Origin of the sequence: Streptomyces sp. NPDC056580 (assembly GCF_042793175.1) — a bacterium.
Lineage (GTDB): Bacteria > Actinomycetota > Actinomycetes > Streptomycetales > Streptomycetaceae > Streptomyces.
Map to the genome: position 1 here is coordinate 465,412 of NZ_JBHTVE010000005.1, position 25,814 is coordinate 491,225.

At 72.4% G+C, this 25,814-nt stretch carries 24 protein-coding genes and 1 tRNA gene; 11 read left to right on the forward strand and 14 right to left on the reverse strand.

Translation table 11 applies throughout. The features are described 5' to 3' along the window. Window positions 1-161: 161 nt before the first annotated feature. The 6 genes from ACFQ9Z_RS13505 to ACFQ9Z_RS13530 all read left to right on the forward strand — a co-directional run bounded on the left by ACFQ9Z_RS13505 (window position 162) and on the right by ACFQ9Z_RS13530 (window position 4,362). The gene (locus ACFQ9Z_RS13505; RefSeq protein ID WP_383015839.1) at window positions 162-1,127 is read left to right on the forward strand and encodes an ABC transporter ATP-binding protein; all 966 of its coding nucleotides are present in this window, start codon (window positions 162-164) and stop codon (window positions 1,125-1,127) included. Then, window positions 1,117-2,034 (forward strand): ABC transporter permease, encoded by a 918-nt coding sequence (locus tag ACFQ9Z_RS13510; RefSeq protein ID WP_383015644.1) that lies wholly within the window; start codon window positions 1,117-1,119, stop codon window positions 2,032-2,034. The genes ACFQ9Z_RS13505 and ACFQ9Z_RS13510 overlap by 11 nt, the downstream gene beginning before the upstream one ends. After that, on the forward strand, window positions 2,031-2,942 hold the full coding sequence (locus tag ACFQ9Z_RS13515) for an ABC transporter ATP-binding protein (protein WP_383015647.1): 912 nt from the start codon (window positions 2,031-2,033) through the stop codon (window positions 2,940-2,942). Before ACFQ9Z_RS13510 ends, ACFQ9Z_RS13515 begins: the two co-directional genes overlap by 4 nt. 10 nt (window positions 2,943-2,952) lie before the next feature. Continuing rightward, window positions 2,953-3,672, forward strand: coding sequence for an ABC transporter permease subunit (locus ACFQ9Z_RS13520; RefSeq protein WP_383015842.1), 720 nt, complete (start codon window positions 2,953-2,955; stop codon window positions 3,670-3,672). Between the two features lie 91 nt (window positions 3,673-3,763). Further along, a complete protein-coding gene (locus ACFQ9Z_RS13525) occupies window positions 3,764-4,003 on the forward strand; it encodes a hypothetical protein (RefSeq protein WP_383015650.1) in 240 nt (79 codons plus the stop codon). Window positions 4,004-4,277: 274 nt separating this feature from the next. After that, a tRNA-Ser gene (locus ACFQ9Z_RS13530) sits at window positions 4,278-4,362 on the forward strand. Between the two features lie 66 nt (window positions 4,363-4,428). On the opposite strand, the gene ACFQ9Z_RS13535 is transcribed toward ACFQ9Z_RS13530, so the two are convergent. From ACFQ9Z_RS13535 to ACFQ9Z_RS13575, 9 genes are all read right to left on the reverse strand, one after another. Continuing rightward, window positions 4,429-5,232: an HAD family hydrolase gene (locus ACFQ9Z_RS13535; RefSeq protein ID WP_383015656.1), complete on the reverse strand. Its 804-nt coding sequence runs from the start codon at window positions 5,230-5,232 to the stop codon at window positions 4,429-4,431. Continuing rightward, window positions 5,229-6,506, reverse strand: a complete 1,278-nt coding sequence (serS, locus tag ACFQ9Z_RS13540; RefSeq protein ID WP_383015659.1) for a serine--tRNA ligase — start codon at window positions 6,504-6,506, stop codon at window positions 5,229-5,231. The genes ACFQ9Z_RS13535 and serS overlap by 4 nt, the downstream gene beginning before the upstream one ends. A 563-nt stretch (window positions 6,507-7,069) precedes the next feature. Continuing rightward, the gene (pheA, locus tag ACFQ9Z_RS13545) at window positions 7,070-8,002 is read right to left on the reverse strand and encodes a prephenate dehydratase (protein WP_383015662.1); all 933 of its coding nucleotides are present in this window, start codon (window positions 8,000-8,002) and stop codon (window positions 7,070-7,072) included. A gap of 102 nt (window positions 8,003-8,104) precedes the next feature. After that, entirely contained in the window at window positions 8,105-9,403 is a 1,299-nt protein-coding gene (gene efeB / locus ACFQ9Z_RS13550; protein WP_383015665.1) for an iron uptake transporter deferrochelatase/peroxidase subunit, read from the reverse strand. A gap of 8 nt (window positions 9,404-9,411) precedes the next feature. Next, window positions 9,412-11,340 carry a copper resistance protein CopC gene (locus tag ACFQ9Z_RS13555; RefSeq protein ID WP_383015668.1) on the reverse strand — a complete coding sequence of 643 codons (1,929 nt, stop codon included), beginning with the start codon at window positions 11,338-11,340 and terminating at the stop codon, window positions 9,412-9,414. Window positions 11,341-11,353: 13 nt separating this feature from the next. Beyond that, window positions 11,354-11,830, reverse strand: coding sequence for a copper chaperone PCu(A)C (locus ACFQ9Z_RS13560; RefSeq protein ID WP_383015671.1), 477 nt, complete (start codon window positions 11,828-11,830; stop codon window positions 11,354-11,356). Then, window positions 11,827-12,480 (reverse strand): SCO family protein, encoded by a 654-nt coding sequence (locus ACFQ9Z_RS13565; protein WP_383015674.1) that lies wholly within the window; start codon window positions 12,478-12,480, stop codon window positions 11,827-11,829. The genes ACFQ9Z_RS13560 and ACFQ9Z_RS13565 overlap by 4 nt, the downstream gene beginning before the upstream one ends. A 90-nt stretch (window positions 12,481-12,570) precedes the next feature. After that, window positions 12,571-13,311: a YcnI family protein gene (locus tag ACFQ9Z_RS13570; RefSeq protein ID WP_383015677.1), complete on the reverse strand. Its 741-nt coding sequence runs from the start codon at window positions 13,309-13,311 to the stop codon at window positions 12,571-12,573. Between the two features lie 174 nt (window positions 13,312-13,485). Further along, entirely contained in the window at window positions 13,486-14,316 is an 831-nt protein-coding gene (locus ACFQ9Z_RS13575) for a hypothetical protein (RefSeq protein ID WP_383015680.1), read from the reverse strand. Between the two features lie 242 nt (window positions 14,317-14,558). Here ACFQ9Z_RS13575 and ACFQ9Z_RS13580 point away from each other — a divergent pair, with 242 nt between their 5' ends. Together ACFQ9Z_RS13580 and ACFQ9Z_RS13585 are read left to right on the forward strand one after the other, a co-directional pair. Continuing rightward, entirely contained in the window at window positions 14,559-15,008 is a 450-nt protein-coding gene (locus ACFQ9Z_RS13580; protein ID WP_383015683.1) for an ATP-binding protein, read from the forward strand. A 44-nt stretch (window positions 15,009-15,052) separates the two neighbouring features. Beyond that, window positions 15,053-15,625, forward strand: a complete 573-nt coding sequence (locus ACFQ9Z_RS13585; RefSeq protein ID WP_383015686.1) for a GNAT family N-acetyltransferase — start codon at window positions 15,053-15,055, stop codon at window positions 15,623-15,625. 97 nt (window positions 15,626-15,722) lie between these two features. Here ACFQ9Z_RS13585 and ACFQ9Z_RS13590 read toward each other — a convergent pair whose 3' ends face one another. Next, a complete protein-coding gene (locus ACFQ9Z_RS13590) occupies window positions 15,723-17,210 on the reverse strand; it encodes an aminopeptidase P family protein (protein WP_383015689.1) in 1,488 nt (495 codons plus the stop codon). A gap of 225 nt (window positions 17,211-17,435) precedes the next feature. Then, the gene (locus ACFQ9Z_RS13595) at window positions 17,436-18,866 is read right to left on the reverse strand and encodes a PP2C family protein-serine/threonine phosphatase (protein ID WP_383015692.1); all 1,431 of its coding nucleotides are present in this window, start codon (window positions 18,864-18,866) and stop codon (window positions 17,436-17,438) included. 604 nt (window positions 18,867-19,470) lie between these two features. Between ACFQ9Z_RS13595 and ACFQ9Z_RS13600 the strand changes: the two genes are divergently transcribed. Then, on the forward strand, window positions 19,471-20,136 hold the full coding sequence (locus ACFQ9Z_RS13600; protein WP_383015695.1) for a bifunctional DNA primase/polymerase: 666 nt from the start codon (window positions 19,471-19,473) through the stop codon (window positions 20,134-20,136). Window positions 20,137-20,191: 55 nt separating this feature from the next. Then, entirely contained in the window at window positions 20,192-20,803 is a 612-nt protein-coding gene (locus ACFQ9Z_RS13605) for a hypothetical protein (RefSeq protein WP_383015699.1), read from the forward strand. 244 nt (window positions 20,804-21,047) lie between these two features. Here ACFQ9Z_RS13605 and ACFQ9Z_RS13610 read toward each other — a convergent pair whose 3' ends face one another. The 3 genes from ACFQ9Z_RS13610 to ACFQ9Z_RS13620 form a co-directional block, all read right to left on the reverse strand. Beyond that, entirely contained in the window at window positions 21,048-22,013 is a 966-nt protein-coding gene (locus ACFQ9Z_RS13610; protein ID WP_383015702.1) for a DUF5926 family protein, read from the reverse strand. Window positions 22,014-22,157: 144 nt separating this feature from the next. Next, the gene (locus tag ACFQ9Z_RS13615) at window positions 22,158-22,796 is read right to left on the reverse strand and encodes an ATP-binding protein (RefSeq protein WP_383015705.1); all 639 of its coding nucleotides are present in this window, start codon (window positions 22,794-22,796) and stop codon (window positions 22,158-22,160) included. A 202-nt stretch (window positions 22,797-22,998) separates the two neighbouring features. After that, entirely contained in the window at window positions 22,999-23,826 is an 828-nt protein-coding gene (locus ACFQ9Z_RS13620) for a glycerophosphodiester phosphodiesterase (protein ID WP_383015708.1), read from the reverse strand. A gap of 326 nt (window positions 23,827-24,152) precedes the next feature. On the opposite strand from ACFQ9Z_RS13620, the gene ACFQ9Z_RS13625 reads away from it, so the two are divergent. Next, complete coding sequence (locus ACFQ9Z_RS13625; protein WP_383015711.1) at window positions 24,153-25,736, forward strand: S1C family serine protease; 1,584 nt, start codon at window positions 24,153-24,155, stop codon at window positions 25,734-25,736. The last annotated feature ends 78 nt before the right edge of the window (window positions 25,737-25,814 follow it).

Here is a 25,814-nt window from a genome sequence, read left to right on the forward strand (position 1 = left end):
TAGGGTGGATCACGACCTGTGGACGACGGCCGGCGCGCGGCCGCCGGGTAGGTCCGGGGCAGGGGGTGGCTCGGGGTCCTGTCCTACTCGAGTCTGATGTCAAGACGGCTCTGAGGTCTGACGACCGGCGTGGCCCGTGTCACTACGTTCTAAGCGTGACTGTGATCGCGACCGAAAGCCTGAGCAAGCGGTTCCCCCGGGTGACCGCGCTCGACCGGCTGTCCGTGGACATCGGACCCGGTGTGACCGGACTCGTCGGGGCCAACGGCGCCGGCAAGTCCACCCTGATCAAGATCCTGCTGGGTCTGTCCCCGGCCAGCGAGGGCCGAGCCGCTGTGCTCGGCCTCGACGTGGCCACCGAGGGCGCCGCCATCCGCGAGCGCGTGGGCTACATGCCGGAGCACGACTGCCTGCCGCCCGACGTCTCGGCCACCGAGTTCGTCGTGCACATGGCGCGCATGTCCGGGCTGCCGCCCACCGCCGCGCGCGAGCGCACCGCGGACACGCTGCGCCACGTCGGCCTGTACGAGGAGCGCTACCGCCCCATCGGCGGCTACTCCACCGGCATGAAGCAGCGGGTGAAGCTTGCCCAGGCCCTGGTGCACGACCCGCAGCTCGTCTTCCTGGACGAGCCGACCAACGGCCTCGACCCGGTCGGCCGGGACGAGATGCTCGGCCTGATCCGCCGCATCCACACCGACTTCGGCATCTCCGTCCTGGTCACCTCGCACCTGCTGGGCGAGCTGGAACGCACCTGCGACCACGTCGTCGTCGTCGACGGCGGCAGACTGCTGCGCTCCAGCTCCACCACGGACTTCACCCAGACCACGACCACCCTCGCGATCGAGGTCACCGACAGCGACAGCCACCCGGACGGCACCCGCGCGGTCCGCGAGGCGCTCTCCGCGCGCGGGGTGGACACCCACGACGAGGGCGGGGGCCTGCCCGGCGCCGGACACATCCTGCTGCTGACCGCCCCCGGGGAGGAGACGTACGACCTGGTGCGCGACGTCGTCGCCGACCTCGGTCTCGGCCTGGTGCGCATGGAACAGCGCCGGCACCACATCTCCGAGGTGTTCACCAGCAGCGACGAGCAGCAGAAGGAGGCCGTCGGCCATGGCGGTTGAGCAGCCCGCGCCGGTGACCGCCGGCGGCGACCAGTCCCGCATCCACGACATCGGCTACCGCGGCTACGACGGGCCCCGCCTCGGCCGCGGCTACGCCGTGCGCTCGCTGTACTCGCAGTCCCTGCGCGGTGCCTACGGCCTCGGCCGCTCGGTGAAGTCCAAGGTGCTGCCGATGCTGCTGTTCGTGGTGATGTGCGTGCCCGCGGCCATCATGGTGGCCGTCGCGGTGGCCACCAAGGCCCACGAACTGCCGCTCGCCCACGCCTACACCCGCTGGGCGATCGTCATGCAGGCCGTGATCAGCCTGTACGTCGCCTCGCAGGCGCCCCAGTCCGTCTCCCGCGACCTGCGCTTCAAGACCGTGCCGCTGTACTTCTCGCGGCCCATCGAGTCCGCGGACTACGTGCGGGCTAAGTTCGCCGCGCTCGCCTCGGCCCTGTTCGTCCTCACCGGCGCGCCCCTCGTGGTGATGTACGCGGGCGCGCTGCTGGCCAAGATGGGCTTCGCCCACCAGACCGAGGAGTTCGCCCAGGGACTGCTGTCCGTGGCCCTGCTGTCGGTGCTGTTCGCCGGCATCGGCCTGGTCATCGCCGCCGTCACACCGCGCCGCGGCTTCGGCATCGCCGCCGTGATCGCCGTGCTGACCATCTCCTACGGCGCCGTCTCCACACTCCAGGCCATCGCCGACGTGCAGGGCAACACCGGTGCCGTGCCGTGGATCGGCCTGTTCTCGCCGGTCACCCTGATCGACGGCGTCCAGTCCGCGTTCCTCGGCGGCGACTCCGGCTTCCCCGGCGGGACCGGCCCGTCCAGCGGCGAGGGCGCGGTGTACGTCCTGGTCCTCCTGGGCGTGGTCGCCACGTGCTACGGCCTGCTGATCCGCCGCTACCGGAAGGTCGGACTGTGACGACCCTGAACATCGACCACGTCTCCCGCTGGTTCGGCAACGTGGTCGCCGTCAACGACATCACCATGACCATCGGCCCCGGCGTCACGGGTCTGCTCGGTCCGAACGGCGCCGGGAAGTCCACCCTCATCAACATGATGGGCGGCTTCCTCGCACCCTCCACCGGCTCGGTCACCCTCGACGGGCAGCCGGTGTGGCGCAACGAGGCCATCTACAAGCACATCGGCATCGTCCCCGAGCGGGAGGCGATGTACGACTTCCTCACCGGCCGCGAGTTCGTCGTCGCCAACGCCGAGCTCCACGGACTCGGCGCGAAGGCCGCCCAGCGGGCGCTCGCCACGGTCGAGATGGAGTACGCGCAGGACCGGAAGATCTCCACGTACTCCAAGGGCATGCGCCAGCGGGTGAAGATGGCCTCCGCGCTGGTCCACGAGCCCTCCCTGCTCCTGCTCGACGAGCCGTTCAACGGCATGGACCCGCGCCAGCGCATGCAGCTCATGGAACTGCTGCGGCGGATGGGCGACGAGGGCCGCACGGTGCTGTTCTCGTCGCACATCCTCGAGGAGGTCGAGCAGCTCGCCCGGCACATCGAGGTGGTCGTCGCCGGACGCCACGCGGCCAGCGGCGACTTCCGCCGGATCCGCCGCCTGATGACCGACCGGCCGCACCGCTACCTGGTGCGCTCCAGCGACGACCGGGCTCTCGCGGCCGCGCTGATCGCCGACCCGTCGACGGCCGGCATCGAGGTCGACGTGGCCGAGGGCGCGCTGCGCGTCCAGGCCGTCGACTTCGGCCGCTTCACCGCGCTGCTGCCGAAGGTCGCCAGGGACCACGGCATCCGGCTGCTCACGGTCTCGCCGTCGGACGAGTCACTGGAGTCCGTTTTCTCGTACCTGGTCGCGGCGTAGGAGGCCCATGATGTACGACCCCACCGTCGCCCGGCTCACCTACCGGGCCCTGCTCGGCCGCCGCCGGGCCCTCATCCTCGGCGCGCTGCCGCTGCTGCTGCTCGTGATCTCCGTGGCCGTACGCGCCCTGACCGGCGCCGACGACCAGACGGCCGCGGACGTCCTGGGCGGCTTCGCGCTCGCCACCATGGTGCCGATCATCGGAGTCATCGCGGGCACGGGCGCGATCGGCCCGGAGATCGACGACGGCTCCGTGGTGTACCTGCTGTCCAAGCCGCTGAAGCGGCCGACGATCATCCTGACCAAGCTGATCGTCGCCATCGCGGTCACCATGGTGTTCTCCGCCGTGCCGACCATGCTCGCGGGCCTGATCCTGAACGGCAACGGCCAGCAGATCGCCGTCGCCTACACGGTGGCCGCGCTGGTCTCCTCCATCGCCTACTCGGCGCTGTTCCTGCTGCTTGGCACCGTGTCCCGGCACGCGGTGGTCCTCGGGCTCGTGTACGCGCTGGTCTGGGAGGCGCTGTTCGGCTCCCTGGTGCCGGGCGCGCGCACGCTGAGCGTCCAGCAGTGGTCGCTCGCCGTCGCCCAGAAGGTGGCGGGCGGGGACCTGGTGACCTCCGACGTCGGGCTGACGACGGCCACGGTGCTGCTCGTCGCCGTCACCGTCCTGGCCACCTGGTACGCCGGCCAGAAGCTGCGGGCGCTGAAGCTGGCGGGCGAGGAGTAGTAGGCCCGGGAGGGCCCCGGCAGTCCTTGACGGGGCCCTCACCTCCGCCGGAGCACACTGGACGCGGCGGGACCACGGCTGGGAGGCCCGGATGGCTGAGCGGACACCGGAGGACGCCGGAGCCGGGCGTACCGGCGACGACTGGGACGAGACCGTCCTGGACGAGGCGTTCGTGCGGGCCGCGGAGACCTCCGAGCCGTCGGCGCGGGCCCGGATGCTGGCCGCCCGCTGGCGCGCCGAGTCCCCCGAGCCGCAGCCATGGCGGTCGGACGAGCCGCCCGCGGGGTGGTTCTTCAGCAAGGCGCGCCGGCGCCGGTGGCGCCGGCGGTAGACACGGACGCCGCGCCGCCCGTGCCCGGTTTATTCGGTGGCGTCCGGATCCCGGCCGGGGCACAGTGGTCGTGCCCCACCCGCCGGGACGGACCCGGCGGCACGGACCGGGAGAGGAGCCGGGCGATGTCCATGCACGACAGTACGTCCAGCTCCCGTCAGGGCAGCCCGAGGCGGGCTCCGGAGTGATCGCCACGACTCCGTGGAGCTCATGGGAGCTGCCCGGGGCGGCCGCTTCGAGCACGCGATGTCGCTCTCGCGTGGGCCGCCCACCCGGAGGATTGGCCGAGCGGTAAGGCACTGGCTTGCTGAGCCATGGTCGGGTGGAGACCCGCGCACGTTCGATCCGTGCATCCTCCGCGAGACGCCGTCACCGGGACCCGGGGATGCGCCGTCACCGGGACCGGGGCGGAACCCCGGAGCGGACTACGGCAGCAACCGCTCCAGGACCGTCGCGATGCCGTCCTCCTCGTTGGAGGCGGTGACCTCGTCCGCCACCGCCCTCAGTTCCTCGTGGGCGTTGGCCATGGCCACGCCGTGGGCGGCCCAGGCGAACATCGGGATGTCGTTGGGCATGTCGCCGAAGGCGATGGTGTCGGCCGCCTTCAGGCCCAGGCGGCGGGCGGCCAGGGAGAGGCCCGTGGCCTTGGACAGGCCGAGCGGCAGCAGTTCCACGATGCCCGCGCCCGCCATGGCCACCGTGACGAAACCGCCGGCCACGCGCCGGGCCACGTCCGCCAGCTCGTCGTCGCCGAGCGTCGGGTGCTGTATGTAGACCTTGTTCAGCGGCGCCGACCACAGGTCGGCCGCGTCCGTGAACGGGGTGGCGGGGAGGTTGCCCGTGACCGCGTACCCCGGGCCCACCAGCACCTCGCCGTCCAGGCCGTCCCGGCTCGCCGCCAGGTACAGCGGACCCACCTCGGCCTCGAGCTTGGCCAGGGCAACGCCCGCGAGCTGCCGGTCGAGGGTGACCGAGGTCAGCAGGCGGTGCGTGCCGGCGTCGTACACCTGGGCGCCCTGGCCGCAGACGGCGAGACCGTCGTAGCCGAGGTCGTCCAGGATGTGGCGGGTCCAGGGGACCGCGCGGCCGGTGACGACGATGTGGGCCGCGCCCCCCGCGGTGGCCGCGGCGAGCGCGTCACGGGTGCGCCGCGAGATCGACTCGTCGGAGCGCAGAAGCGTTCCGTCGAGGTCGGTCGCGATCAGTCGGTACGGGAATCCGGCGCTCACTTGGCGACCGGCTCCAGGACCTCCCGGCCGCCCAGGTACGGGCGCAGCACCTCGGGGACCCGGACGGAGCCGTCGGCCTGCTGGTGGTTCTCGAGGATCGCCACGATGGTGCGCGGCACGGCGCACAGGGTGCCGTTGAGGGTGGCCAGCGGGCGGACCTGCTTGCCGTCGCGCATGCGGATCGACAGGCGGCGGGACTGGAACTCGGTGCAGTCCGAGGTCGAGGTCAGCTCGCGGTACTTGCCCTGGGTCGGGATCCAGGCCTCGCAGTCGTACTTACGCGAGGCCGAGGCGCCGAGGTCGGCGGAGGCGACGTCGATGACGCGGAACGGCAGCTCCAGCGAGGTCAGCCACTGCTTCTCCCACTCCAGCAGCCGCTTGTGCTCCTCCTGGGAGTCCTCGGGGGTGACGTAGGAGAACATCTCGACCTTGTCGAACTGGTGCACGCGGAAGATGCCCCGCGTGTCCTTGCCGTGCGAGCCGGCCTCGCGGCGGAAGCAGGGCGAGAAGCCCGCGTACCGCAGCGGCAGCCGGTCGGCGTCGATGATCTCGTCCATGTGGTAGGCCGCGAGCGGGACCTCGGAGGTGCCGACCAGGTACAGGTCGTCCTTGTCGAGGTGGTAGACGTCCTGGGCCGCCTGGCCGAGGAAGCCGGTGCCCGCCATGGACTGCGGACGCACCAGCGCCGGGGTCAGCATCGGGGTGAAGCCGGCCGCGGTGGCCTGGGCGATGGCCGCGTTCACCAGGGCCAGCTCCAGCAGGGCGCCGACACCGGTGAGGAAGTAGAAACGGGAGCCGGAGACCTTGGCGCCGCGCTCGACGTCGATCGCGCCGAGCACCTGGCCGAGCTCCAGGTGGTCCTTGGGCTCGAAGCCCTCGGCGCCGAAGTCCCGGATGGTGCCGTGCGTCTCCAGCGTGACGAAGTCCTCCTCGCCGCCGACGGGCACGTCGGGGTGGACGAGGTTGCCGAGCCGCTGCAGGAGCCGCTGGGTCTCGGCGTCGGCCTCGTCGCGCTCGGCGTCGGCGGCCTTGACGTCGGCCTTGAGCTGCTCGGCGCGGGCCAGCAGCTCGGCCTTCTCCTCCGGGGTGGCCTTGGGGATCAGCTTGCCGAGCGACTTCTGCTCGGCGCGCAGCTCGTCGAAGCGGACGCCGGAGGACCTGCGCCGCTCGTCGGCAGACAGGAGGGAGTCGACGAGCGCGACGTCCTCTCCACGGGCGCGCTGGGACGCGCGCACACGGTCGGGGTCCTCACGGAGCAGGCGAAGGTCAATCACGCGAACAAGGCTACCGGTGCGAGCTCGCAGGTCACGACTCACTATCGCGACTCGCGCCTTACATGCCGTTTCGGGGCAATTGCGCAGAGTGGTGGGTGGTGTCAAGAAAGAATGGCCCGATCCCTGGAACGAGGCAGACGGCGGATTTCCGGTTGACCGGATTTCCTTGTGGAGGGCGGGACTTGGAGAGCCCGTCGGCAGGCCGTTGTCCACAGCGATCCGCTCTGCCGGAAGAGTTATCCACAGGCTGTGTGGAAAGTCTGTGGATTCCGGAATTGATCACTCCGGAAGTTTCGGCCAGGTGGAGGAATTACTGGCACGCGCAGGGATGACGCCCACTTTCGGGTGGAAAGGGGTCGCCCCAAAAGATGAACCAAAGGAAACGGGTGGACGAAGGGTGACGTGCCGGTCGGTGGCCGCAAGGGGGGCTTCCGGGGCGATTTGTCGATGAGGTCGCCCACCCTTGTCGACTTGTCCCCAGGTCGAGAAGCGGGCCTGTGGATAACTTCTGTGGATAACGAAGATATGCAGGTAGGACTGACCGAAACCAGCCTACGGACGCCTCAGAACCGGCCGTCCTGGCAGCGCGCCACCCACTCGGCGGCCGCCACGAACTCCTCGTCCGAGGTTCCCGGCGAAGTGGCCTGGGCCTCGGCGGGCGTGATGTCCGCGCGCGGATAGGAGCCGAGGAACCGCACCTGGAGGCAGATCCGCTTCAGGCCCATCAGCGCCTCGGCCATGCGCCGGTCGGAGATGTGCCCCTCGGCGTCGACGCAGAAGCAGTAGTTGCCGATTCCGGCACCGGTCGGCCGGGACTGCAGCAGCATGAGGTTGATGCCCCGGGTGGCGAACTCGCCGAGCAGATCGCGCAGACCACCGGGGTGGTCGTCCCGCTGCCACAACACCACCGAGGTCTTGTCGGCACCGGTCGGCGCCGCGGGCCGGGCCGGGCGGCCGACCAGCACGAAGCGGGTCTGCGCGTTCTCCGCGTCGTGGATGCCCGTCTCCAGGGCCTCGAGGCCGTACCGGGCGGCGGCGAACTCGCCCGCGAAGGCGGCGTCGTACCGGCCCTCCTGGACCAGCCGCGCGGCGTCCGCGTTCGAGGCGGCCGACTCCCAGTGGACGTCCGGCAGGTTCCTCCTGAGCCAGTTGCGCACCTGCGGCTGGGCCGCGGGGTGCGCGGAGACCGTCTTGATGTCCGACAGCCGGGTGCCCGGCCGGACCAGCAGCGCGAAGGTGATCGACAGCAGCACCTCGCGGTAGATCGTCAGCGGCTCGCCGGCGACCAGCTCGTCCAGGGTGGTGGTGATGCCGCCCTCGACGGAGTTCTCGATCGGCACGAACGCTGCCTCGGCCTCGCCGGCCCGGACCGCGTCCAGCGCCGACTGCACCGACACGTAGGGCACCAGCTCCCGGGTGGCCGCCTCCGGGAGCGTGCGCAGGGCGACTTCGGTGAAGGTGCCTTCGGGACCGAGATACGCATAGCTCGCTGGCATGTCCTCACCCTAATGGGCGCCGGGGCGGGCGGCTTCCGTGTCTCATCGACGCCACCCGACCGGGTGGTTTGAGACCCCGGACGGGTGGTTCTCCAGCCGGATTCACCCCTCGAGGAGCCGCTGTCCCACGTACTCTCCCTCGGCCGCTCCGCCGGGCACCGCGAACAGGCCGCTTGCCTCGTGCCGGATGAACCTCGACAGGGCGTCGCCCCGGTCGAGCTTGCGCTGCACCGGTACGAAGCCGCGCAGCGGGTCCGCCTGCCAGCAGACGAAGAGCAGTCCGGCGTCCGGCGTCCCGTCCTGGCCGATGCCGTCGTGGTACGAGAACGGGCGCCGCAGCATCGCCGCGCCGCCGTTGCGGTCCGGCCGCGTGATCCGGGCGTGGGCGTTGACGGGCACGGCCGGTTCGCCGTTGGCGTCGGTCTTCTCCAGGTCCATCGGCGTCGTCTCGTCACCGCCCGACAGCGGCGCCCCGGTGTCCTTGCGGCGTCCGATGACCGCTTCCTGGGCGGAGAGCGACAGCGCCTCCCAGTCGTCGAGGAGCATGCGGATGCGGCGTACGACGGCGTAGGAGCCGTTCGCCATCCACGCGGGCTCGGCCGAGGCGGGCACGAAGATCCGCCGGTCGAAGTCGGCGTCGGCGGGCTTGGGGTTGCGGGTGCCGTCGATCTGGCCCATGAGATTGCGGGCCGTCATGGGGTGGGCGGTGGCGCCCGGGGTGCGGTTGAAGCCGTTCATCTGCCAGCGGACGCGGGCCGCGTGCCCGGCGTCCTTCTGGATCGCGCGCAGGGCGTGGAAGGCCACCAGCGCGTCGTCGGCGCCGATCTGCACCCACAGGTCGCCGTCGCTGCGTGTCCTGTCCAGCCGGTCCGAGGAGAAGTCGGGCAGCGGGTCGAGCGCCGCCGGCCGCTGCTTCTCCAGGCCGGTCCGCCCGAAGAAGCCGTGGCCGAAGCCGAAGGTGATCGTCAGCGAGGACGGACCCGCGTCCCGGGCCACACCGGTGTCGCCGTGTGGTGCCGCCTCGCCCGCCATCAGCCGTTCGGCCGTCGCCGACCACCGGCGCAGCAGGGCCGCGGCCTCCCTGCGGCCCGCCCCCGCCGCCAGGTCGAAGGCGACGAGGTGGCCGCGGGCCTGGAGTCCCTCGGTGATGCCGGGCTGATGTTTCCCGTGAAACATCGCCCGGCCGGCGCCCACCGAGGTCAGCGGAGCGGCCCCGGCGGGCGCGGCGGTGTATCCCACGGCCCCGCCGGCCGCGCCGAGCGCCAGCCCGGTGGCACCGGCGGTGCCGAGCAGCGCGCGCCGGGAGACGCCCCGGTCGTCTCCCGCGGTGCCGCCGCGGTCCCCCAGCACGTGTGCCGGGGAGCCGGGGGCACGGGTCTCGGAAGTGGTCTGGTCGGGCATGGTGCGGTTCAGCCGATCTGCGCGTTCTTGGAGACGGTGGCCTGGTCGATGTCGGAGGTCCGCACGGTCACGGCGACCTTCCAGTCGCCCGCCATGGGGATCTGCACTCCGTTCGCGGCCCAGTGGCCGGTGGTGATGTGGTCCGGGGTCACGGGGAGCGGGCCGATGCTCTTCGCCGCGAGGGTGAGGGCGACCTTCACCTCGGGGACGTCGAAGGCGCGTCCGTTGGGCCGCTGGACGTAGACGTGCATCTCGTTGCCGCCCACCCGTGCGGGGTCGAAGTCGATCCGGACGAGGCCCTTGCCGTCCGTGCCGCCGGTGTCGAAGGGCATGTCCAGGGTCAGTGCGCCGGACGAGGACGACGAGGAACCGGAGGACGAGGAGGCCGCCTTGGCCTCCAGCTCGGTGCGGCCCGGCTCGGTCTGGGTCAGCCAGGTGGTGACCGCGAGCAGCACGACCGCGACCCCGGCCTCGACGAGCACCGAGCGCCGCAGCCCGAAGCGGTTCGGGTCGGCGTCCCGCAGCCGCTTCTGCCGGGCGGCGTCCACCGCGGCCCGCTGCCGGGCGAGCTGGGCGGCGCGTTCGCCGTCACCGGGGGCGGCCTCCTGGCCGGCGGCGGGTGCGGAGACGGATTCCTGGCCGGCGGACGCCGGTGCGGGAACGGCCTCCTCCTCGGGCTGCTCCGACCGTCCGGCGTCGGCGGCCGGGTCCGCGAGCCGGCCCGTCCACCGCCGCGAGATCCAGGCGATGCCGACCAGCAGTGCCACCAGCGCGATCTTGACCAGCAGCAGCTGTCCGTACCGGGTCTCGGTGAACGCCGACCAGGAGCCGAGCTGGCGCCAGGACTGGTAGGCGCCGGTGGCGACCAGAGTGAGGACGGAGCCGAAGGCGAGCCGGGAGAAGCGGTGGACGGCGGTGGCCTCGACCGGGGTGTCCGCGGGTGCCCGGTACAGGGCGACGAGCAGGGCGGTGAGTCCGCCGAGCCAGGCGGCGACGGCCAGCAGGTGCAGCACGTCGACGGGCATGGCGAGGCCCGGCTGCAGCCCGGTGGAGGCGTGCTCGGCCATGGCCCAGCTCGCCGCGAGCCCGGCGGCCACGACCACCCCACCGACGGCCAGCCCGAAGGTCAGGTCGCGCTTCTCCGCTTCCTCCTCGCGCCGGTCGTAGGCGCCGAAGAGGACGGCGATGAACAGCGCGGCGGCGGCGAGCAGCAGCAGCCGTGAGACCAGCGCCGCGCCGGTCTTGGTCTGCAGCGCCTGGCCGAGCAGGTTCAGGTCGAGGACGTCGCCGAACTTCCCCGAGGAGGTGTAGGAGCCGCGCAGCAGCAGCAGCCAGAGGGTGGAGGCGGTGAGCGCCAGCCAGCCGCCGACGACCAGCCGCTGCAGGGGCCGTACGCCCGAGCCGCGCTGCCAGCAGGCCAGTACGAAGGCGGCGCCGCCCGCCAGCACGATGAAACCGGCGTAGGAGACGTACCGCCCCGCGGAGTAGAGCCGGCCGACGGCCGTGTCGCCCGCCGCCGTCGCGACGCCGGAGACGACCGTCTGCGAGGGCGCCCCGATGGAGAAGGTGTAGGCGCCGGCGACCGGGTGGCTGTCCGCCGAGACGACCTGGTAGCCGACGGTGTAGGTGCCCTTGGCCAGGCCGCCCTTGAGTTTCACGGCGTACGTGGTGCCGCTCACGTTGACCGGCGGGCCGGCCTGGACCTTCCTGCCCCTGGGGTCGAGCACCTGCAGGGAGTCGTCGCTCATGGCCACCTTCTCGGAGAAGGTGAGCGACACCTGGGTGGGCGCCTTGTCGACCACCACCCCCTGCGCGGGGTCGCTGCCGGTCAGCGCGGCGTGCGCGGAGGCCGGACCGGCGCCCGCGAGCAGCGCGCCGGTGACGGCGATGAGCAGCAGCACCAGGGTGCGCAGGCGGGGGGTGATGGTCCGCGTCAAGGTGGTCCCTCCCTCAGTGTCCGGTCGACGGGTTGTACGTGGCGGACTTCACCGGCATCTCTACGGTGAGGGGCCCGGACTCGGCGAACGTGAGCTTCAGGGTCACGTGCTGGCCCTGCTTCGGCGAGCGCTTCAGCTCCTCGAACATCAGGTGGTTGGCGCCGCTTCTGAAGACCAGCCGGCCGTGGGCGGGTATCGCGAAGGAGGTCTTCTCCCGCATGGCTCCGCCGACGGTGCTGTGCATGGTGACCTTGCCGGCGACGTCGCTGCCGACCGAGGTCAGCGCGTCCCCGGCGCCGCCCTGGTTGGTGATGGTCAGGAACCCGGCGGCCATGTCCGGGGAGACCGGCTGGGGCATGTACGCCGAGCTCACGGACAGCTCCGCCTTCGAGGCGCCCCCCGCGTCCGCTCCCGTGCCGGCGCCGGATCCGCAGCCCGTGAGCGCAAGGGCGCCGACGAGGGCGGCCGCGGGCAGGACGGCACGCCTCACGGCCTGGCTCCGCGGACGAGCTCGGGCAGGTCCTTGGTGTAGTCGTCGACGGTGGTGTCCTCGCCGTAGAGGACGTAGCCGCCGTCGGTCTTCGGCGAGAACGCGATGACCTGGGTGCCGTGCACCGAGACGACCTTGCCGTTCTTGTCCTTCGTCGTCGGCTCGATGGAGATGCCCAGCGAACGGGCACCGGCCTGGATGGTGGCGAAGTCGCCGGTCAGGCCGGTGAACTGCGGGTCGATGCCCTTGAGCCACTTGCCCAGCTCGGCGGGGGTGTCGCGGCCGGGGTCGGTGGTGACGAAGACGACCCTGAGATCGTTCTGCTCGGCCTTGGGCAGCGCCTTCTTGGCCACGGCGATGTTGCTCATGGTCGTCGGGCAGATGTCGGGGCAGTGGGTGTAGCCGAAGTAGACCAGGGTCGGGTGGCCCTTGGTCTCGGCACGCAGGTCGTACTTCTTGCCGTGCGTGTCGGTCAGGACCAGGTCCGGCTTCTCGAAGGGCTGGTCGAGGATGGTCGCGGCCTTGCCCGAGTCGGACTCCTCGGAGACCACCGAGACCGGCGACTTGGCGTCGTCGCCGTTGCCGCAGGCGGAGAGGGTCAGGGTGGCGGCGGCGAGCAGCGCGGCCGCTGCGAACGTCTTCTTGCGCATAGAAAAATTTCCCAGATGTGAAAAATCCGGCGCGCACCGGGGGTCGTACGAAAGGGTCGCACGACCCCCGGCGCGTGTGCGGAACGGTGGTCAGGCGGCCCGGCGGCGGCCCGCGAGGACGCCGTAGGCCACCCCGGCGGCTCCGAGGACGATGCCGGCCACGCCGAGCACGCGCGCGGTGGTGTCGTCGCCGCCCTTCGAGTCCTCACCGGCGGCGCTCTGCCCGGTCTTGCCGTCGGCCTCGGCCTTGGCGTCGGTCTTGTCCGCGGCGGCCGAGGCGCCGTGGTGGTCGTCGGTGGCGGCGGACAGCTCCAGCACCGGGGCGGGGTTCTCGGGCTCTTCCTGGCCCTCCCGCGGCACCTCGATCCAGCGCACGACCTCCTTGTCGGAGTACGTCTGGATCGCCTTGAAGACGAGCTGGTCCGTGTCCTCGGGCAGGGCGCCGACGGAGAGCGGGAACTTCTGGAAGTAGCCCGGCTCGACACCCTTGCCGTCGGCGGTCCAGGTGACCTTGGTGACGGCCTCGTCGATCTTCTCGCCGTGCATCGTCAGCGGCTTGTCGAGCTTGGACTTGGTGACCTTCACGCTCCAGCCGGGCAGCGGCTGGGGCATGACCGAGGCCAGCGGGTGGTCGGTGGGGAAGTTCACCTCGAGCTTGGTGGTCGAGGAGTCGTCGCGCTCGTTCGGGACCTTGAAGTCGATGACCGCGTAGCCGCCCTTGGCCGCGGTTCCTTCGGGCTGCACGCTGACGTGCGCGAAGGCGGTGCCGGACAGGGCGAGGACGGCCGTGCCCGCGACGGCGGTGGCGGCGGCGATACGAGAAGCCTTCATGGCAGGGAGCACTCCACTTCGAGTGAGTTCCGGTGGTGATCGGGAGTACGCGTGCGCGTGGCGGTGCCGTTCGCTGTGCCACTGGGTGATCGCGCGCGCGTGTGCCGCACGACGGCGGCCCCTCCCGTCCGGCTCGGCCGTTTCCGGCTCCGGTGGGGTGGCGCTCGCGTCGTGTCAGGCGGCGAGGAGGAAGGCGGCGGCGGGCGGGCCGCGCCGGATCACCGTGTGCTGAAGTGCGGTGGTGTGCGGGGCGGGCGGTTCGTCGCGGGCGGCCCGGCGGGTGCGCCGGTGCGGCTCGGCCGCGGGCAGCAGCCCGGCGCACAGGGCGCGGGTCAGCGCGAGCGCCGCGCGCAGGGAACGCACGAGCGCCCCCTCGGTGACTCCGTGCGCCGACAGCTCGATCAGCCGCAGCACGGCCAGGTCGCCCCGGCGCAGCAGCCAGCCCGCGACGACGGCCGCGAGGACGTGGCCGAGGACCATCGGCAGGGAGGGCAGCAGCGACGCGGGCGAGCCGCCGGAGCCGGCGGCCATGTGGTGCATGACCGGCATGGCGCCCTCGGGCCGGCCCGAGGAGTCGATGAGATGCGCGTCGAGCAGGAGCCGGTAGGCGTGCCCGGGGGTGAGCGCCGACGCGCTGGACCCGCACAGCAGCCGGGCGGCCCGCTCGACGAGCACGCCGTCGCTGTCCGGCGTGGTCATCGGGCCCATGGACATCACGCCCGCGGTTCCGTGCTGGCCCAGTCCGAACAGCGTGTGCAGCACGGTCTGGCCGAGCGCGAGGAGCGCGGCGATGCCCGGCAGCGAGCGGACGCGCCCGGCGAGCGGTGCCACGAGCAGCAGGGAGCCCGCGAATCCCGCGCCGAGCGTCCACAGGGGTACGCGCGCGCAGGAGGCCATGGTGTGCCCGGCCGCGGCCAGCACGACGCAGACCGCGGCGAACACCGCGGCCCGTAGCATCCGGAGCCCGGCTCCGTGGCGTGCCGTGCGGGGGTGGGGGGCAGTCATGGCGGGGTCATCATCGCACTGGACCCGCCCGCGCCCCGCGGCAGGTCGCCCGATTCGGTCACCGTGCCGACGCCGCCGGAGTGACCGGAAGATCCCCTTCCGCCGGAATCGGATCTTCCGTACACCGTTCCCGTTCACGCCGCACCGTCCGTACGGGCGGCGTCATCGGAACTGCGTGCTTACGACCGGGCACGCGCGGCAATACGTAACGGTATGTCGAGCCGCGGCCAGGAGGCTGGAGCATGAGCATCTGGTGGTCACTCCATCTGCGCCGCGAGGCCGCTAGCGTCCCGCTCGCCCGCCGCCTGCTCATCGGCACGATGGAGACCGCGGGCGTCGACCCGGACGTCTCCTACGACCTGTCCGTGGCCCTCAGCGAGGCCTGCGCGAACGCCGTCGAGCACGGCGGGGACGGCACGCACGCGGGCTGCTCGGAGGCGTACCGGGTGACCGCCTACCTGGACGGCGAGAAGTGCCGGATCGAAGTGGCCGATTCCGGGCCCGGCTTCGCCCCTTTGCTGCAGGACGTCAGGCCCGTGCGCTCCGACGCGGAGCACGGCCGCGGGCTCTGTCTGATCAGAGAGCTCGCCGACCACGTGCACATCGGCGGCAAGCCCGGCCGGGGCGGGACCGTGGTCAGCTTCGACAAGATCCTCAAGTGGAAGAAGGACCCCTCCCTGCTCACGGCGTGACAGCGGCCGGTGCGGCCCGCCGGCCCCGGGCCTAGGGTGCGCGCATGCATGTCGATGACCTGGACGGCGCGGAGCTGGCGGGCGGGGCGGTCCTGCGCCCGCTCGCCGCGGACGACGCCCCCGCGCTGGCCGCGGCCTACGTGCGCAACCGCGCCCACCTGGAGCCCTGGGAGCCGGTGCGGCCGGAGGCCTTCTTCACGGCCGAGGGCCAGGCGGAGCGTGTCGACGGGCTGCTGCGGCAGCTCGCCGAGGGCGCCGTGGCGCCGTGGCTGCTGGAGGCCCCGGACGGCCGGATCGTCGGGGCGGTCACCCTGTCCGGGATATCCCGCGGCCCGTTCTGCAGCTCCTACCTCGGCTACTGGGTCGCCGCCGACCAGCAGAACAGGGGGCTGGCCACCGCCGCGGTGCGAGAGGTCTGCCGGATCGCCCGGGACACGGTCGGGCTGCACCGGATCGAGGCGTCCACGCTGACCGGCAACACCGGCTCACAGCGGGTGCTGGCGAAGTGCGGTTTCGAGCCGATCGGGCTCGCGCCCCGGTACCTGCACATCAACGGCGCGTGGCGGGACTGCCGGCTCTTCCAGCGCGTGCTCCACGACCACGCTCCCCTTCCCTGAAGTCCGCCCGCCGTAGCCGCCGCGACCGCCGATGGCCGGGCACCCGCGCGGGTGCCCGGCCATCGGCGGCTCGTGAGCGCGTCCAGCCCTTGAGGGATCAGTCCTTCAGGGACGCCATCCACGCCTCGACCTCGTCGGAGCGGCGCGGCAGGCCCGCCGAGAGGTTCCGGTTGCCGTCCTCGGTGACGAGGATGTCGTCCTCGATGCGGACGCCGATGCCCCGGTACTCCTCCGGGACGGTCAGGTCGTCGGCCTGGAAGTACAGGCCCGGCTCGACCGTGAGGACCATGCCCGGCTCCAGGGTGCCCTCGACGTACGTCTCGGTGCGCGCGGCGGCGCAGTCGTGGACGTCCATGCCGAGCATGTGACCCGTGCCGTGCAGCGTCCAGCGGCGCTGCAGGCCCAGCTCCAGGACCCGCTCGACCGGGCCCTCGACCAGACCCCACTCGACGAGCCGCTCGGCGAGCACGCGCTGGGCGGCGTCGTGGAAGTCCCGGTACTTGGCGCCTGGCTGCACCGCCGCGATGCCGGCCTCCTGGGCCTCGTACACCGCGTCGTAGATCTTCTTCTGGATCTCGCTGTACGTGCCGTTGACGGGCAGCGTGCGCGTGACGTCGGCGGTGTACAGCGTGTGCGTCTCCACACCGGCGTCCAGCAGGAGCAGGTCGCCGGAGCGCACCGGGCCGTCGTTGCGCACCCAGTGCAGCGTGCAGGCGTGCGGGCCGGCCGCGCAGATGGAGCCGTAGCCGATGTCGTTGCCCTCGACGCGCGCGCGGAGGAAGAACGTGCCCTCGATGTAGCGCTCGCTCGTCGCCTCGGCCTTGTCGAGGACCTTCACGACGTCCTCGAAGCCGCGGACCGTGGAGTCGACGGCCTTCTGCAGCTCGCCGATCTCGAACTCGTCCTTGACCAGCCGCGCCTCGGAGAGGAAGACGCGCAGCTCCTCGTCGCGCTCGGCGGTGACCTTGTCGGTCAGCGCGGCCTCGATGCCCGCGTCGTGGCCGCGCACGACCCGCACCGGGCCGGTGGCCTCGCGGAGCCGGTCGGCCAGCTCGCGCACGTCGGCGGCCGGGATGCCGTACAGCGCCTCGGACTCGGTGAGCGAGTGGCGGCGGCCCACCCACAGCTCGCCCTGGCCGGACAGCCAGAACTCGCCGTTCTCGCGGTCCGAGCGGGGCAGGAGGTAGATCGTCTCCTTGTGCCCGTCGGCGGTGGGCTCCAGTACGAGGACGCCGTCCTCGGTCTGGTTGCCGGTGAGGTAGGCGTACTCGACGGAGGCGCGGAAGGCGTACTCCGTGTCGTTCGAGCGGGTCTTCAGGTTGCCCGCGGGAACGACCAGACGCTCGCCGGGGAAGCGCGCGGAGAGCGCGGCGCGGCGGCGCGCGGTCTCGGCGGCCTGCGGGACGGGCCGCAGGTCACGCATCTCCGTGTCGGCCCACCCGGACTTCATGTTCTCGGCCAGCTCGTCGGAGACGCCCGGGTACAGGCCGTTCTTCCGCTGCTTGATGGGCTCCTCGGCCTCGGCTTCCGGATCCGCTGCGGTAGCAGCCTCGTCGGGGACAGCCGGGTTGAGCTCGTCGGCCACGTGATCCTCCTCGATACGCCATGTGATCTCCCCCGGGGCCCGCGACGCTCCGCTTGTGGCCGAGCGGGGACCTCCATCATCGTACGGTCGCACCGCGGGCGGACCGGGGCGGGAAGACCTGTTATGGCCGGTCATGCCAGACGGCTCGCGGCCGGTCACGCCGGGTGGCCGGCCGCGGGCGGTGCCGGACGGCGGGGGACCGCCGGGCCAGGCGGCGGACGGTGCTCAGTCGAAGCGGGCGGCCAGCAGGACCACGTCCTCCGGGCTGTCCGCCGTGTCCCGGCCGTCCGGCAGGACGGTGCGCAGCACGTGGTCGGCGACCGCCTCGGGGTCGTGGCGCAGCGCGCGCGGGATGCTCGCGGCCGCCGCGTGCAGCCGGGCGAAGGCGCGGTCCATCGGGTCGCCGGTGCGGTGCAGCAGCCCGTCGGTGTAGAGCAGGACGGTGTCGCCCGCCTCGGCCTGGACCTCCACGCTGGGCGCCTCCCAGCAGGCGAGCATGCCGAGCGGCGCGGAGACGGAGGTCTCGGCGAACTCGCTGCGCCGCTCGCCGATCAGCAGCGGCGGGCTGTGTCCGGCACCGGCCAGGGTGATGCGGCGCAGCGCCGGTTCACAGTAGGCGAACAGCGCGGTGGCCGAGCGCGCCGGCTCCGTCAGCCGCAGCAGCAGTTCGAGGTCGGACAGCACGGCGACCGGGTCCTCGCCCTCCATCACGGCGTAGGCCCGCAGGGAGGCCCGCAGCCGGCCCATGGCGGCCACCGCGCTGGGCCCGGAGCCGGTGACGGAGCCGACGGACAGGCCCAGGGCGGCGTCCGGCAGCGGCAGCGCGTCGTACCAGTCGCCGCCGCCGCGCGGGGAGGTGCGGTGGCGGACGGCGAGCTGGACGCCGGCCATCCGGGGCAGCCGGGAGGGGAGCAGTTCCTCGGTGATGGTCGCCATGCGCGCGCGTGTGCGCTCCACTTCCAGCAGCCGGGCCAGGTGCTCGCAGGCGTGGCGGACGTACAGGCCGGCCAGGTGGCGGCGGCGCTCGTCCGGTTCGGCGGGTTCGTCGTAGAGCCAGCCGACGGCGCCGAGGTGACCGGCGGACTCCGTGGACAGGGGCAGGGCGTAGCTGGCGGCGTAGCCGAGGCGGGCGGCCACCTCGCGGTGGCGGGGGTCCAGGCCGTCCTCGGCGAAGAGGTCCGGGTGGGCGATGCCGTCGTGCGCGCCGGCGCTCCGGCCCGCGTCGAGGAAGGCGCCGTGCGGCAGGGCCTCGCGGGGCACGGTCTCCAGGTGGCCGAGATCGGCGCGGCCGAGACCGAGGCCGGCGGTGGTGCGGGGGCCGAGTCCGTCGCCGGGTTCCAGGGCGACCAGGCCGCGGCGGGCGCCCACGAGGGCGCAGCCGGCGCTCAGCAGTTCCTGCAGGGCGGGTTCGAGCGCGTTCGTCGCGGACAGGCGTTCGGTCAGTTCGTGGAGGGTCGTCAGATCCGAGACCCAGCCCGCCAGCCGGTCCTGGAGCAGCGTGCCGGGGCCGTCGGGGGCGGGGGCGTTCCTGACCGGAAGCGTGGTCTCCGGGGCGTGGGCGGCCTCCGGGGCGGGCGGTGCGGGCGCGACAGTGTGTGCGGGAGTGGGAACCGTTGAATCGATTCCAGCCACTTTCGGAGGATGGGGGGCGCTCATGGCGTCCGGCCTTCAGACCGGTGCGTATTGCTCAGAAGCATCGCAAACCCCCATGTCATTCTGCACCGCTAGCAGTGTCTCCACATGTACACGCACTCGTGAGGGGATGTCCAGCATTGTCCTGCGGGGATTCCTGGTGTCCATGGGTTTGAAGTGGCTTTCTCTCGAAACCCTTGCCTTACTGCCAAGTTGGCCTAAAACTGCCTCGGGTGACGGCTCGCTGCGGTCGACTGGCGGTGTTCCACGGAGCGTCACAACGGTCGTGATGGGTACGTACTCGATGAAGGCCAGGGGTGGTTGGGTGCCACCCGGAACCTGGCGCCGGACCCGGACGTCATAACCACCGACGGCCGAGCCCCATCCTCCCGTGGCGGAGGCGTAGAGAACCACGCGCGACAGCAAAACGCCAGACTTCGCCACCCCCGCGCCGCGCCCGTGCTTCCGGTGGACGCACCGAGGACGCGGCCGACGACCGACCCCTGGGGTCCCCCTGCCGTGCGCAGGGGTGTGATGCGCCAACAGGTACGCACAGTGCAGTGATCGACACATGGTGTGATGTGGTCCACGGTGTTGCCAGCGGTGCAACGGAAAGGAACGAGCGCTCATGCGCGAGATCCTCGGAAGGCGACGCAGGCTCCTGTCCAGGCGGAACGACGGGAGGCCTGAGCCGATCGACGCGGCCCTGACCTTCGCGACGGAATGGCAGTGGCCGGTACTCCCGGGTGTGGCCCCGGACCCGCAGGGCCGGGCCCGCTGTGCCTGCCCGGACCCGGAGTGCACGGTGCCCGGCGCCCACCCCTTCGACCCCGGTCTGCTCGCGGCCTCCACCGACGCGCGCATGGTGCGCTGGTGGTGGACCAACCGGCCGGGCGCGCCGATCGTCCTCGCCACCGGCGGCAAGGCGCCCTGCGCGGTGAGCCTGCCGGCGCCCGCGGCGGCCCGTGCCCTCGACCTGCTCGACCGGCGGGGCATGCGGCTCGGCCCGGTGGTCGCCTCGCCCACCCGCTGGGCGGTGCTGGTCAAGCCGTACTCCATGGAGCAGCTCGGCGAACTGCTCTACGCCCGGGACTTCGTGCCCGGTTCGCTGCGCTTCCACGGCGAGGGCGGCTATCTCGCCCTGCCGCCGTCCGAGACCGGCCAGGGCGCCGTCCGCTGGGAGCGGGCCCCGCTGCCCGGTTCGGCCTCGCCCTGGGTGCCCGATGTGGAGGCCGTGGTGGACGGCGTGGTCGACGCGCTCACTCGTACGGGTGTGAGCGCGCCCGAGTTGTAGGAGTGTCCGGCGCGGACGCGGCCCCGGCCCGCCGGCGGTCGTTATCTTCCGCTACATGCTGCGCATTTGTGGGGGCAACGGCACGCGGTCGCCGCACCGCGGCGAGCCGGACTCCCGAAGGCTTCGTCTGTTCGCCCTGGCGGGCATCGTGGTGGCCGTGCTCGCGCTGCCGCTGGCGGTGGCGTCCACGGGGCAGGTGGGCGACGCCGCGGCGCCCCGGCGGGCGGGCGGCCGGGCCGCCGGCGTGCCCGCGGGCGGCGACGCGAAGGTTCCGTCCGCCGCCCCCACGCGCTCGCCCCTGCTGCTCGGACTGGGGCTGGCCACCGCAGCCCGCTGCGGTCCGGAGCTCTCCTCCGCGGACGGGGTCGAGGCGCAGACCTGTGTGATGACCCAGGGCGAGGACACCTGGGCGCGCACTTACTACCGCAACGCCACCGGCGAGGCCGTGGATCCCGTGCTGAGCATCATGGGGCCCGGCGCCCGGACCGTGCAGATCCACTGCGCCGCCGGCGCCGACGACGAGCCCGCCACCTGCGAGACGCCCCGCGAGCACACCCGGGGCGCGCTGGACGCCTACACGGCCGTCACCGAGTTCGCCGTGCGCGGGTCGGACGAGCCGCTGCTTCTGCGTTCGGGCAGCAACTCCGAACTGACAAAAGCGAGTTGACGCTTCGCGGCGAACTGTCCGGCGGGCGCGGACATGGAAAGGCCCGGTTGCTGGCGACGGGGGATGCACCAGCAACCGGGCTACTGGAACGGTAACAAGAGATCGGCGGTTCGCAAATTCGATCTCGGCTATTCGGACACCGATCCATCTGTCGCGGCGGTCAGTTGTGACAGGAGTCACCTGATGCCGGCGCCCCTCCCGCGGCTGACCGACCGGTCAGCCGCGGGACGGGCGCCACGGCACGTCAGCTCAGCGTGACCTGCCGGTTGGTCAGTCCGCCGCGGGCCCGGCGCTCCTCGGGCGTGAGCGGTTCCCCGGACGCCAGGGCGGTGGCGAGCCGCTCGGCGAACTCGGCGGCCGGCTTCTCCACGTCCTCGGCCTTGACCCCGCTCGGCAGGTCCCAGACCGGCACCGTGAGCCCGTGAGCACGGAAGGAGCCCACCAGCCGGGTGCCCTCGCCGAGGCTGGACCGGCCCGCGGCGTGCAGCCGGGCGAGAGCGTCCAGAAGCTGCTCCTCCGGATGCGGCATGACCCAGCGCAGGTGGTTCTTCTCCGGCGTCTCGCACCAGTAGGCGGCGTCCACGCCGGACAGCTTCACGGTCGGGATGGCGGCGGCGTTGGCGCGCTCGAGGGAGGCGGCCACCTCCGGCGTGGCGTTCTCCGCGTCAGGCACCCAGAACTCGAAGCCGCTGTGCACGACCGGCTCGAACGCGCCTTCCGGGTCGAGCAGGTCCTGCAGCCTCGGGCCCTCGGCGGGCGCGCGGCGGCCCTCCACCGGCGAGCCCGAGGCCGCCTCGAGCGCCCGCTGGAGGGTGTCGGCGAGGTCGCGGCTGATGTCGCCGGAGGGCGTGTCGTTCTGCAGGCCGAGCAGGACCGAGCCGTCGTCGCGGCGCAGCGCCGGCCAGGCCATCGGCAGCACCGTGGCCAGCGTGACCGACGGGACGCCCTCGGGCAGGCCGCCGGCCAGGGTCAGTTCGACGGTGGCGGCGGGGACCAGTTCGCGCAGCGCCACCCAGTCGCACTCGCCGGGCAGCCCCTCGAACGGGCGGCGCACCAGTTCGGTCACGGCGTGCGCGGCGGCCCGGCCGTGGCACGCCTTGTAGCGCCGGCCGCTGCCGCAGGGGCAGGGCTCGCGGGCGCCGACCACCGGGATGTCCCCGTCTGCCTGCTGCGGGCGCTTGGCCTTCGTCTGGGGTCGCTTCTTGGCCATCGTGGGGTCTCCCGGTTACGGCTCGTCTCGTACGGGCGGGAGCCTAGTCGTTCGCGCCTTGACCCACGGGAACCTGTGGACAACGGACACGCGGGCGCCGCCGACGTCGTACGGCCGCAGGCCCGCCGGCGGGCCCCTCGGGCCTCAGCCCAGTTCGTCGAGGGCGTCCGCGAAGTCGAGTTCGGCCATGGCCGGGACCGGGGAGGCCGTGACGCGCGTAGCGAAACCCCCGCGCCGGCATCCGGCGTCCGGATCATGAACGTCGTCGTGGACCACGACCCAGACCGTCACCTCGCCCTGGACGTCGTCCCGGACGCCCCAGTCGTCGGCGAGCGCCGTGATGATGTTCAGCCCGCGGCCGCCGTGCGCGGTGACCGACGGAGTGGCCGGGGCCGGGCGGGTCGGGCCGCCGCCGTCCGTCACCTCCACGATGAGCCGTCCGCGCGCGTCCACCTTCCACGCGGCGCGCACGGCGCCGTCCCCGGCCGGGACGTCACCGAGCGGCCGGCCGTGTTTGCAGGCGTTGCTCAAGAGTTCGGAAAGGATCAGTACGGCGTCGTCGACGACCGACTCGGACACCCCGCCACTGCGCAGTTGCGCACGCATGCGGTGTCGCGCCTCCCCCACGCCCGCAGGGCCATGGGGAACGGCCATGCTCGACGACGTGGGCACCTCCTGTGCCACCACCAACGCCACCCCCGAGACCTCCTTCGCCCCACGCCACGGTGTGGATGCCCCAATGGCCTGTACCGGAAACCGGCCAGTCCTCTTCCGCTGACGCATTCGCAACGACCGCACACGCGACGAACGCGCCGGAGCACTCCTTGTGAGGATTCGGTGACTCTGTGGCTGGATCTCATGGGTGTGGCCGAGAAGGGAGGATGCTGCAGCCCTCCGCCCGGGGTCAAGAGGTGCGCACCGGTCCTTACCCGGCTTTTGTGCCCCGCCGTGGACGGCCGTGGCCGGGACCTCGGGTTTCCCGTGCTCAGCGGCCCAGCCGGCTCAGCACCGCGCGCGGGCGGTTGGTGATGATGGCGTCGACGCCCAGCCGGACGCACAGGTCGACGTCGGCCGGCTCGTTCACGGTCCAGACGTGGACCTGGTGACCGGCTCGTTTGAGCCGTTCCGCATAGGCCGGGTGGCTGCGCAGGATGCGGATCGAGGGGCCCGCGATGCGCACGCCCGCCGGGAGCCGGCCGTCGCGCAGCCGGGGTGAGACGAACTGCATCAGGTAGACCGCCGGCAGCGTCGGCGCCACGGCGTGCACTCGGTGCAGCGAGCGCGCCGAGAAGCTCATGATTCGGACCGGCGACTCGGCGGCCGTCGCCGGAGAGTCCAGTCCGAACCGTTTCAGCAGCTGCAGCAGCCGCTCCTCGACCTGGCCCGCCCAGCGCGTGGGGTGCTTGGTCTCGATGGCCAGCTCCACCCGCCGGCCGGAGTCCGCGACCAGTTCGAGCAACCGCTCCAGGGTGAGCACGGAGGTGTCCGCCGGGTCCTCCGGCCGGTGCTCCCAGTCCGGTTCCTCGTCCCGTCCGTGCCAGGCCTCGCGGGTCTTCCTGGAGCCGAAGTCCAGGCCGGCCAGATCGGCCAGTTCCAGCGCGGACACGGCTCCGCGGCCGTTGGAGGTCCGGTTCACCCGCCGGTCGTGGACGCAGACCAGATGGCCGTCGGCGGTGAGGCGTACGTCGCACTCCAGGGCGTCCGCCCCGTCCTCGATCGCCTTCTTGTACGCGGCCAGAGTGTGCTCCGGCGCGTCCTCGGAGGCCCCCCGGTGGGCGACCACCTGGATGGTGTGCTGTTGTGCGTGGGTCACCGCGTCATGGTGCCACCGACGCGGGGTACGCGGGGCGGCGGCGGTCGCCCCGTGCGACGTGAAGGCATCCGTTATGCGAGATCACGAAATGTTTGCGAGAAAAATCCTATATAAAGAGTGGTCCTGGACCCACAGCCACCGCTTATGGTGCTCTGACGGCCCGTGGGAAAAGCTGACTGCATACAAGAGGAACACCGAACCATGCAGCGCTGTCGCACCGGGCCCATGCCGCACGGGCGACGGGCGCGCACGCCACGACGGGCGTGCCTGAGCGAGTGTGTCCGAGTGCGACCTGGAACAACAGCCGTGGATCGAGGAGAAGAGCTGTGAGCACCGAGAACGAGGGCAACGCGGTACCCCCGGCCCCGTCCGCACCTCCCGTGCCGGTGGCATCTCCCGCTGCTTCCCCGCAGGGCCCCGCGCCCGACGGGGGCTCGCCGGCGGTTCCGCCGCCGGCGCCCCAGGGCGGCCCGGCCGCCCCGGAGCAGCCCCCGGCGCCCGCGGCGCAGGCCCCCGCCGGCCCGCCGCAGGGAGTTCCCGACGCCCAGCACCCCTATGGCGCTCCCGACGCCCAGCACCCCTATGGCGCTCCCGACGCCCAGCACCCCTATGGCGCTCCCGGCGCCCCGCAGCCCTACGGCGCTCCCGGCGCCCACCAGGCGTACGGCGCCCCCGCGGCCGACGGCTCCTGGCCGCCGCCCACCGCCACGCCCTCCTACGGCGACGGCGGCTCCGGCGGGGACGGCGCGGCCTGGGGCTCGTCCTACCAGCAGCAGCCCGCTCCCAAGTCGCGCAACGGACGGGGCGGACTGGTCGCCGCGGTGCTGGTGGCCGCGCTGGTCGCGGGCGGCCTCGGCGGCGGCATCGGCTACACCCTGGCCAAGGACAACGACGGCTCCGGCTCCACCACCGTGTCCGCCTCCGACGGCGCCCAGATCAAGCGCGCCCCCGGCACCATCGCCAACGTGGCCTCCAGGGCGCTGCCCAGCACGGTCACCATCGAGGCGGAGAGCACCAGCGGCGAGGGCGGCACGGGCACCGGGTTCGTCTTCGACACCCAGGGCCACATCGTCACCAACAACCACGTGGTGGCCGACGCGGTGAACGGCGGCAAGCTCTCCGCCACCTTCCCGAACGGCAGGAAGTACGACGCCGAGGTCGTCGGGCACGCCCAGGGGTACGACGTCGCCGTCATCAAGCTCAAGAACGCCCCCTCCGACCTCAAGCCGCTCGCCCTCGGCGACTCCGACAAGGTGGCCGTCGGCGACGAGACGATCGCCATCGGCGCCCCCTTCGGGCTGTCCAACACGGTCACCACGGGCATCATCAGCGCCAAGAACCGCCCGGTTGCCTCCAGCGACGGCAGCTCGTCCAGCAAGGCGTCCTACATGAGCGCCCTGCAGACCGACGCGTCGATCAACCCCGGCAACTCGGGCGGCCCGCTGCTGAACGCCGGCGGCGCGGTGATCGGCATCAACTCGGCGATCCAGTCCACCGGCAGCAGCGGCGGCTTCGGCTCCGGCCAGTCCGGGTCGATCGGCCTCGGCTTCGCCATCCCGATCAACCAGGCCAAGTACGTCGCCCAGCAGCTCATCAAGTCCGGCAAGCCGGTCTACGCCAAGATCGGCGCCTCCGTCTCCCTGGAGGACTCCACGTCCGGCGCGAAGATCACCGACCAGGGCGCGGCCGGCTCCGCCGCGGTCGAGTCCGGCGGCCCCGCCGACAAGGCCGGCCTGAAGCCCGGTGACGTCATCACCCGGCTCGACGACCACGTGATCGACAGCGGCCCCACCCTGATCGGCGAGATCTGGACCCACAAGCCCGGGGACAAGGTCTCGATCACCTACAAGCGGGACGGCCAGGAGCACACGGTCGACCTCACCCTGGGCTCGCGGGCGGGCGACAGCTGACGTCCCGCGCAGCGGGTGCCGCGGGGGAACCCGTGGCACCCCTGTGTACCCACGTCCGCGCGGCGGGCCGGTAATGTG

What these genes read in the sequence shown, in the direction of transcription:
- ACFQ9Z_RS13605 (WP_383015699.1), top strand. Translation starts at nt 20,192, where the DNA reads ATGCTGCGCATTTGTGGGGGCAACGGCACGCGGTCGCCGCACCGCGGC.
- ACFQ9Z_RS13615 (WP_383015705.1), bottom strand. Translation starts at nt 22,796, where the DNA reads ATGCGTCAGCGGAAGAGGACTGGCCGGTTTCCGGTACAGGCCATTGGG.
- ACFQ9Z_RS13510 (WP_383015644.1), top strand. Translation starts at nt 1,117, where the DNA reads ATGGCGGTTGAGCAGCCCGCGCCGGTGACCGCCGGCGGCGACCAGTCC.
- ACFQ9Z_RS13565 (WP_383015674.1), bottom strand. Translation starts at nt 12,480, where the DNA reads ATGCGCAAGAAGACGTTCGCAGCGGCCGCGCTGCTCGCCGCCGCCACC.
- ACFQ9Z_RS13520 (WP_383015842.1), top strand. Translation starts at nt 2,953, where the DNA reads ATGTACGACCCCACCGTCGCCCGGCTCACCTACCGGGCCCTGCTCGGC.
- ACFQ9Z_RS13595 (WP_383015692.1), bottom strand. Translation starts at nt 18,866, where the DNA reads ATGAGCGCCCCCCATCCTCCGAAAGTGGCTGGAATCGATTCAACGGTT.
- ACFQ9Z_RS13585 (WP_383015686.1), top strand. Translation starts at nt 15,053, where the DNA reads ATGCATGTCGATGACCTGGACGGCGCGGAGCTGGCGGGCGGGGCGGTC.
- ACFQ9Z_RS13600 (WP_383015695.1), top strand. Translation starts at nt 19,471, where the DNA reads ATGCGCGAGATCCTCGGAAGGCGACGCAGGCTCCTGTCCAGGCGGAAC.
- efeB (WP_383015665.1), bottom strand. Translation starts at nt 9,403, where the DNA reads ATGCCCGACCAGACCACTTCCGAGACCCGTGCCCCCGGCTCCCCGGCA.
- ACFQ9Z_RS13575 (WP_383015680.1), bottom strand. Translation starts at nt 14,316, where the DNA reads ATGACTGCCCCCCACCCCCGCACGGCACGCCACGGAGCCGGGCTCCGG.
- pheA (WP_383015662.1), bottom strand. Translation starts at nt 8,002, where the DNA reads ATGCCAGCGAGCTATGCGTATCTCGGTCCCGAAGGCACCTTCACCGAA.
- ACFQ9Z_RS13570 (WP_383015677.1), bottom strand. Translation starts at nt 13,311, where the DNA reads ATGAAGGCTTCTCGTATCGCCGCCGCCACCGCCGTCGCGGGCACGGCC.
- ACFQ9Z_RS13580 (WP_383015683.1), top strand. Translation starts at nt 14,559, where the DNA reads ATGAGCATCTGGTGGTCACTCCATCTGCGCCGCGAGGCCGCTAGCGTC.
- ACFQ9Z_RS13525 (WP_383015650.1), top strand. Translation starts at nt 3,764, where the DNA reads ATGGCTGAGCGGACACCGGAGGACGCCGGAGCCGGGCGTACCGGCGAC.
- ACFQ9Z_RS13610 (WP_383015702.1), bottom strand. Translation starts at nt 22,013, where the DNA reads ATGGCCAAGAAGCGACCCCAGACGAAGGCCAAGCGCCCGCAGCAGGCA.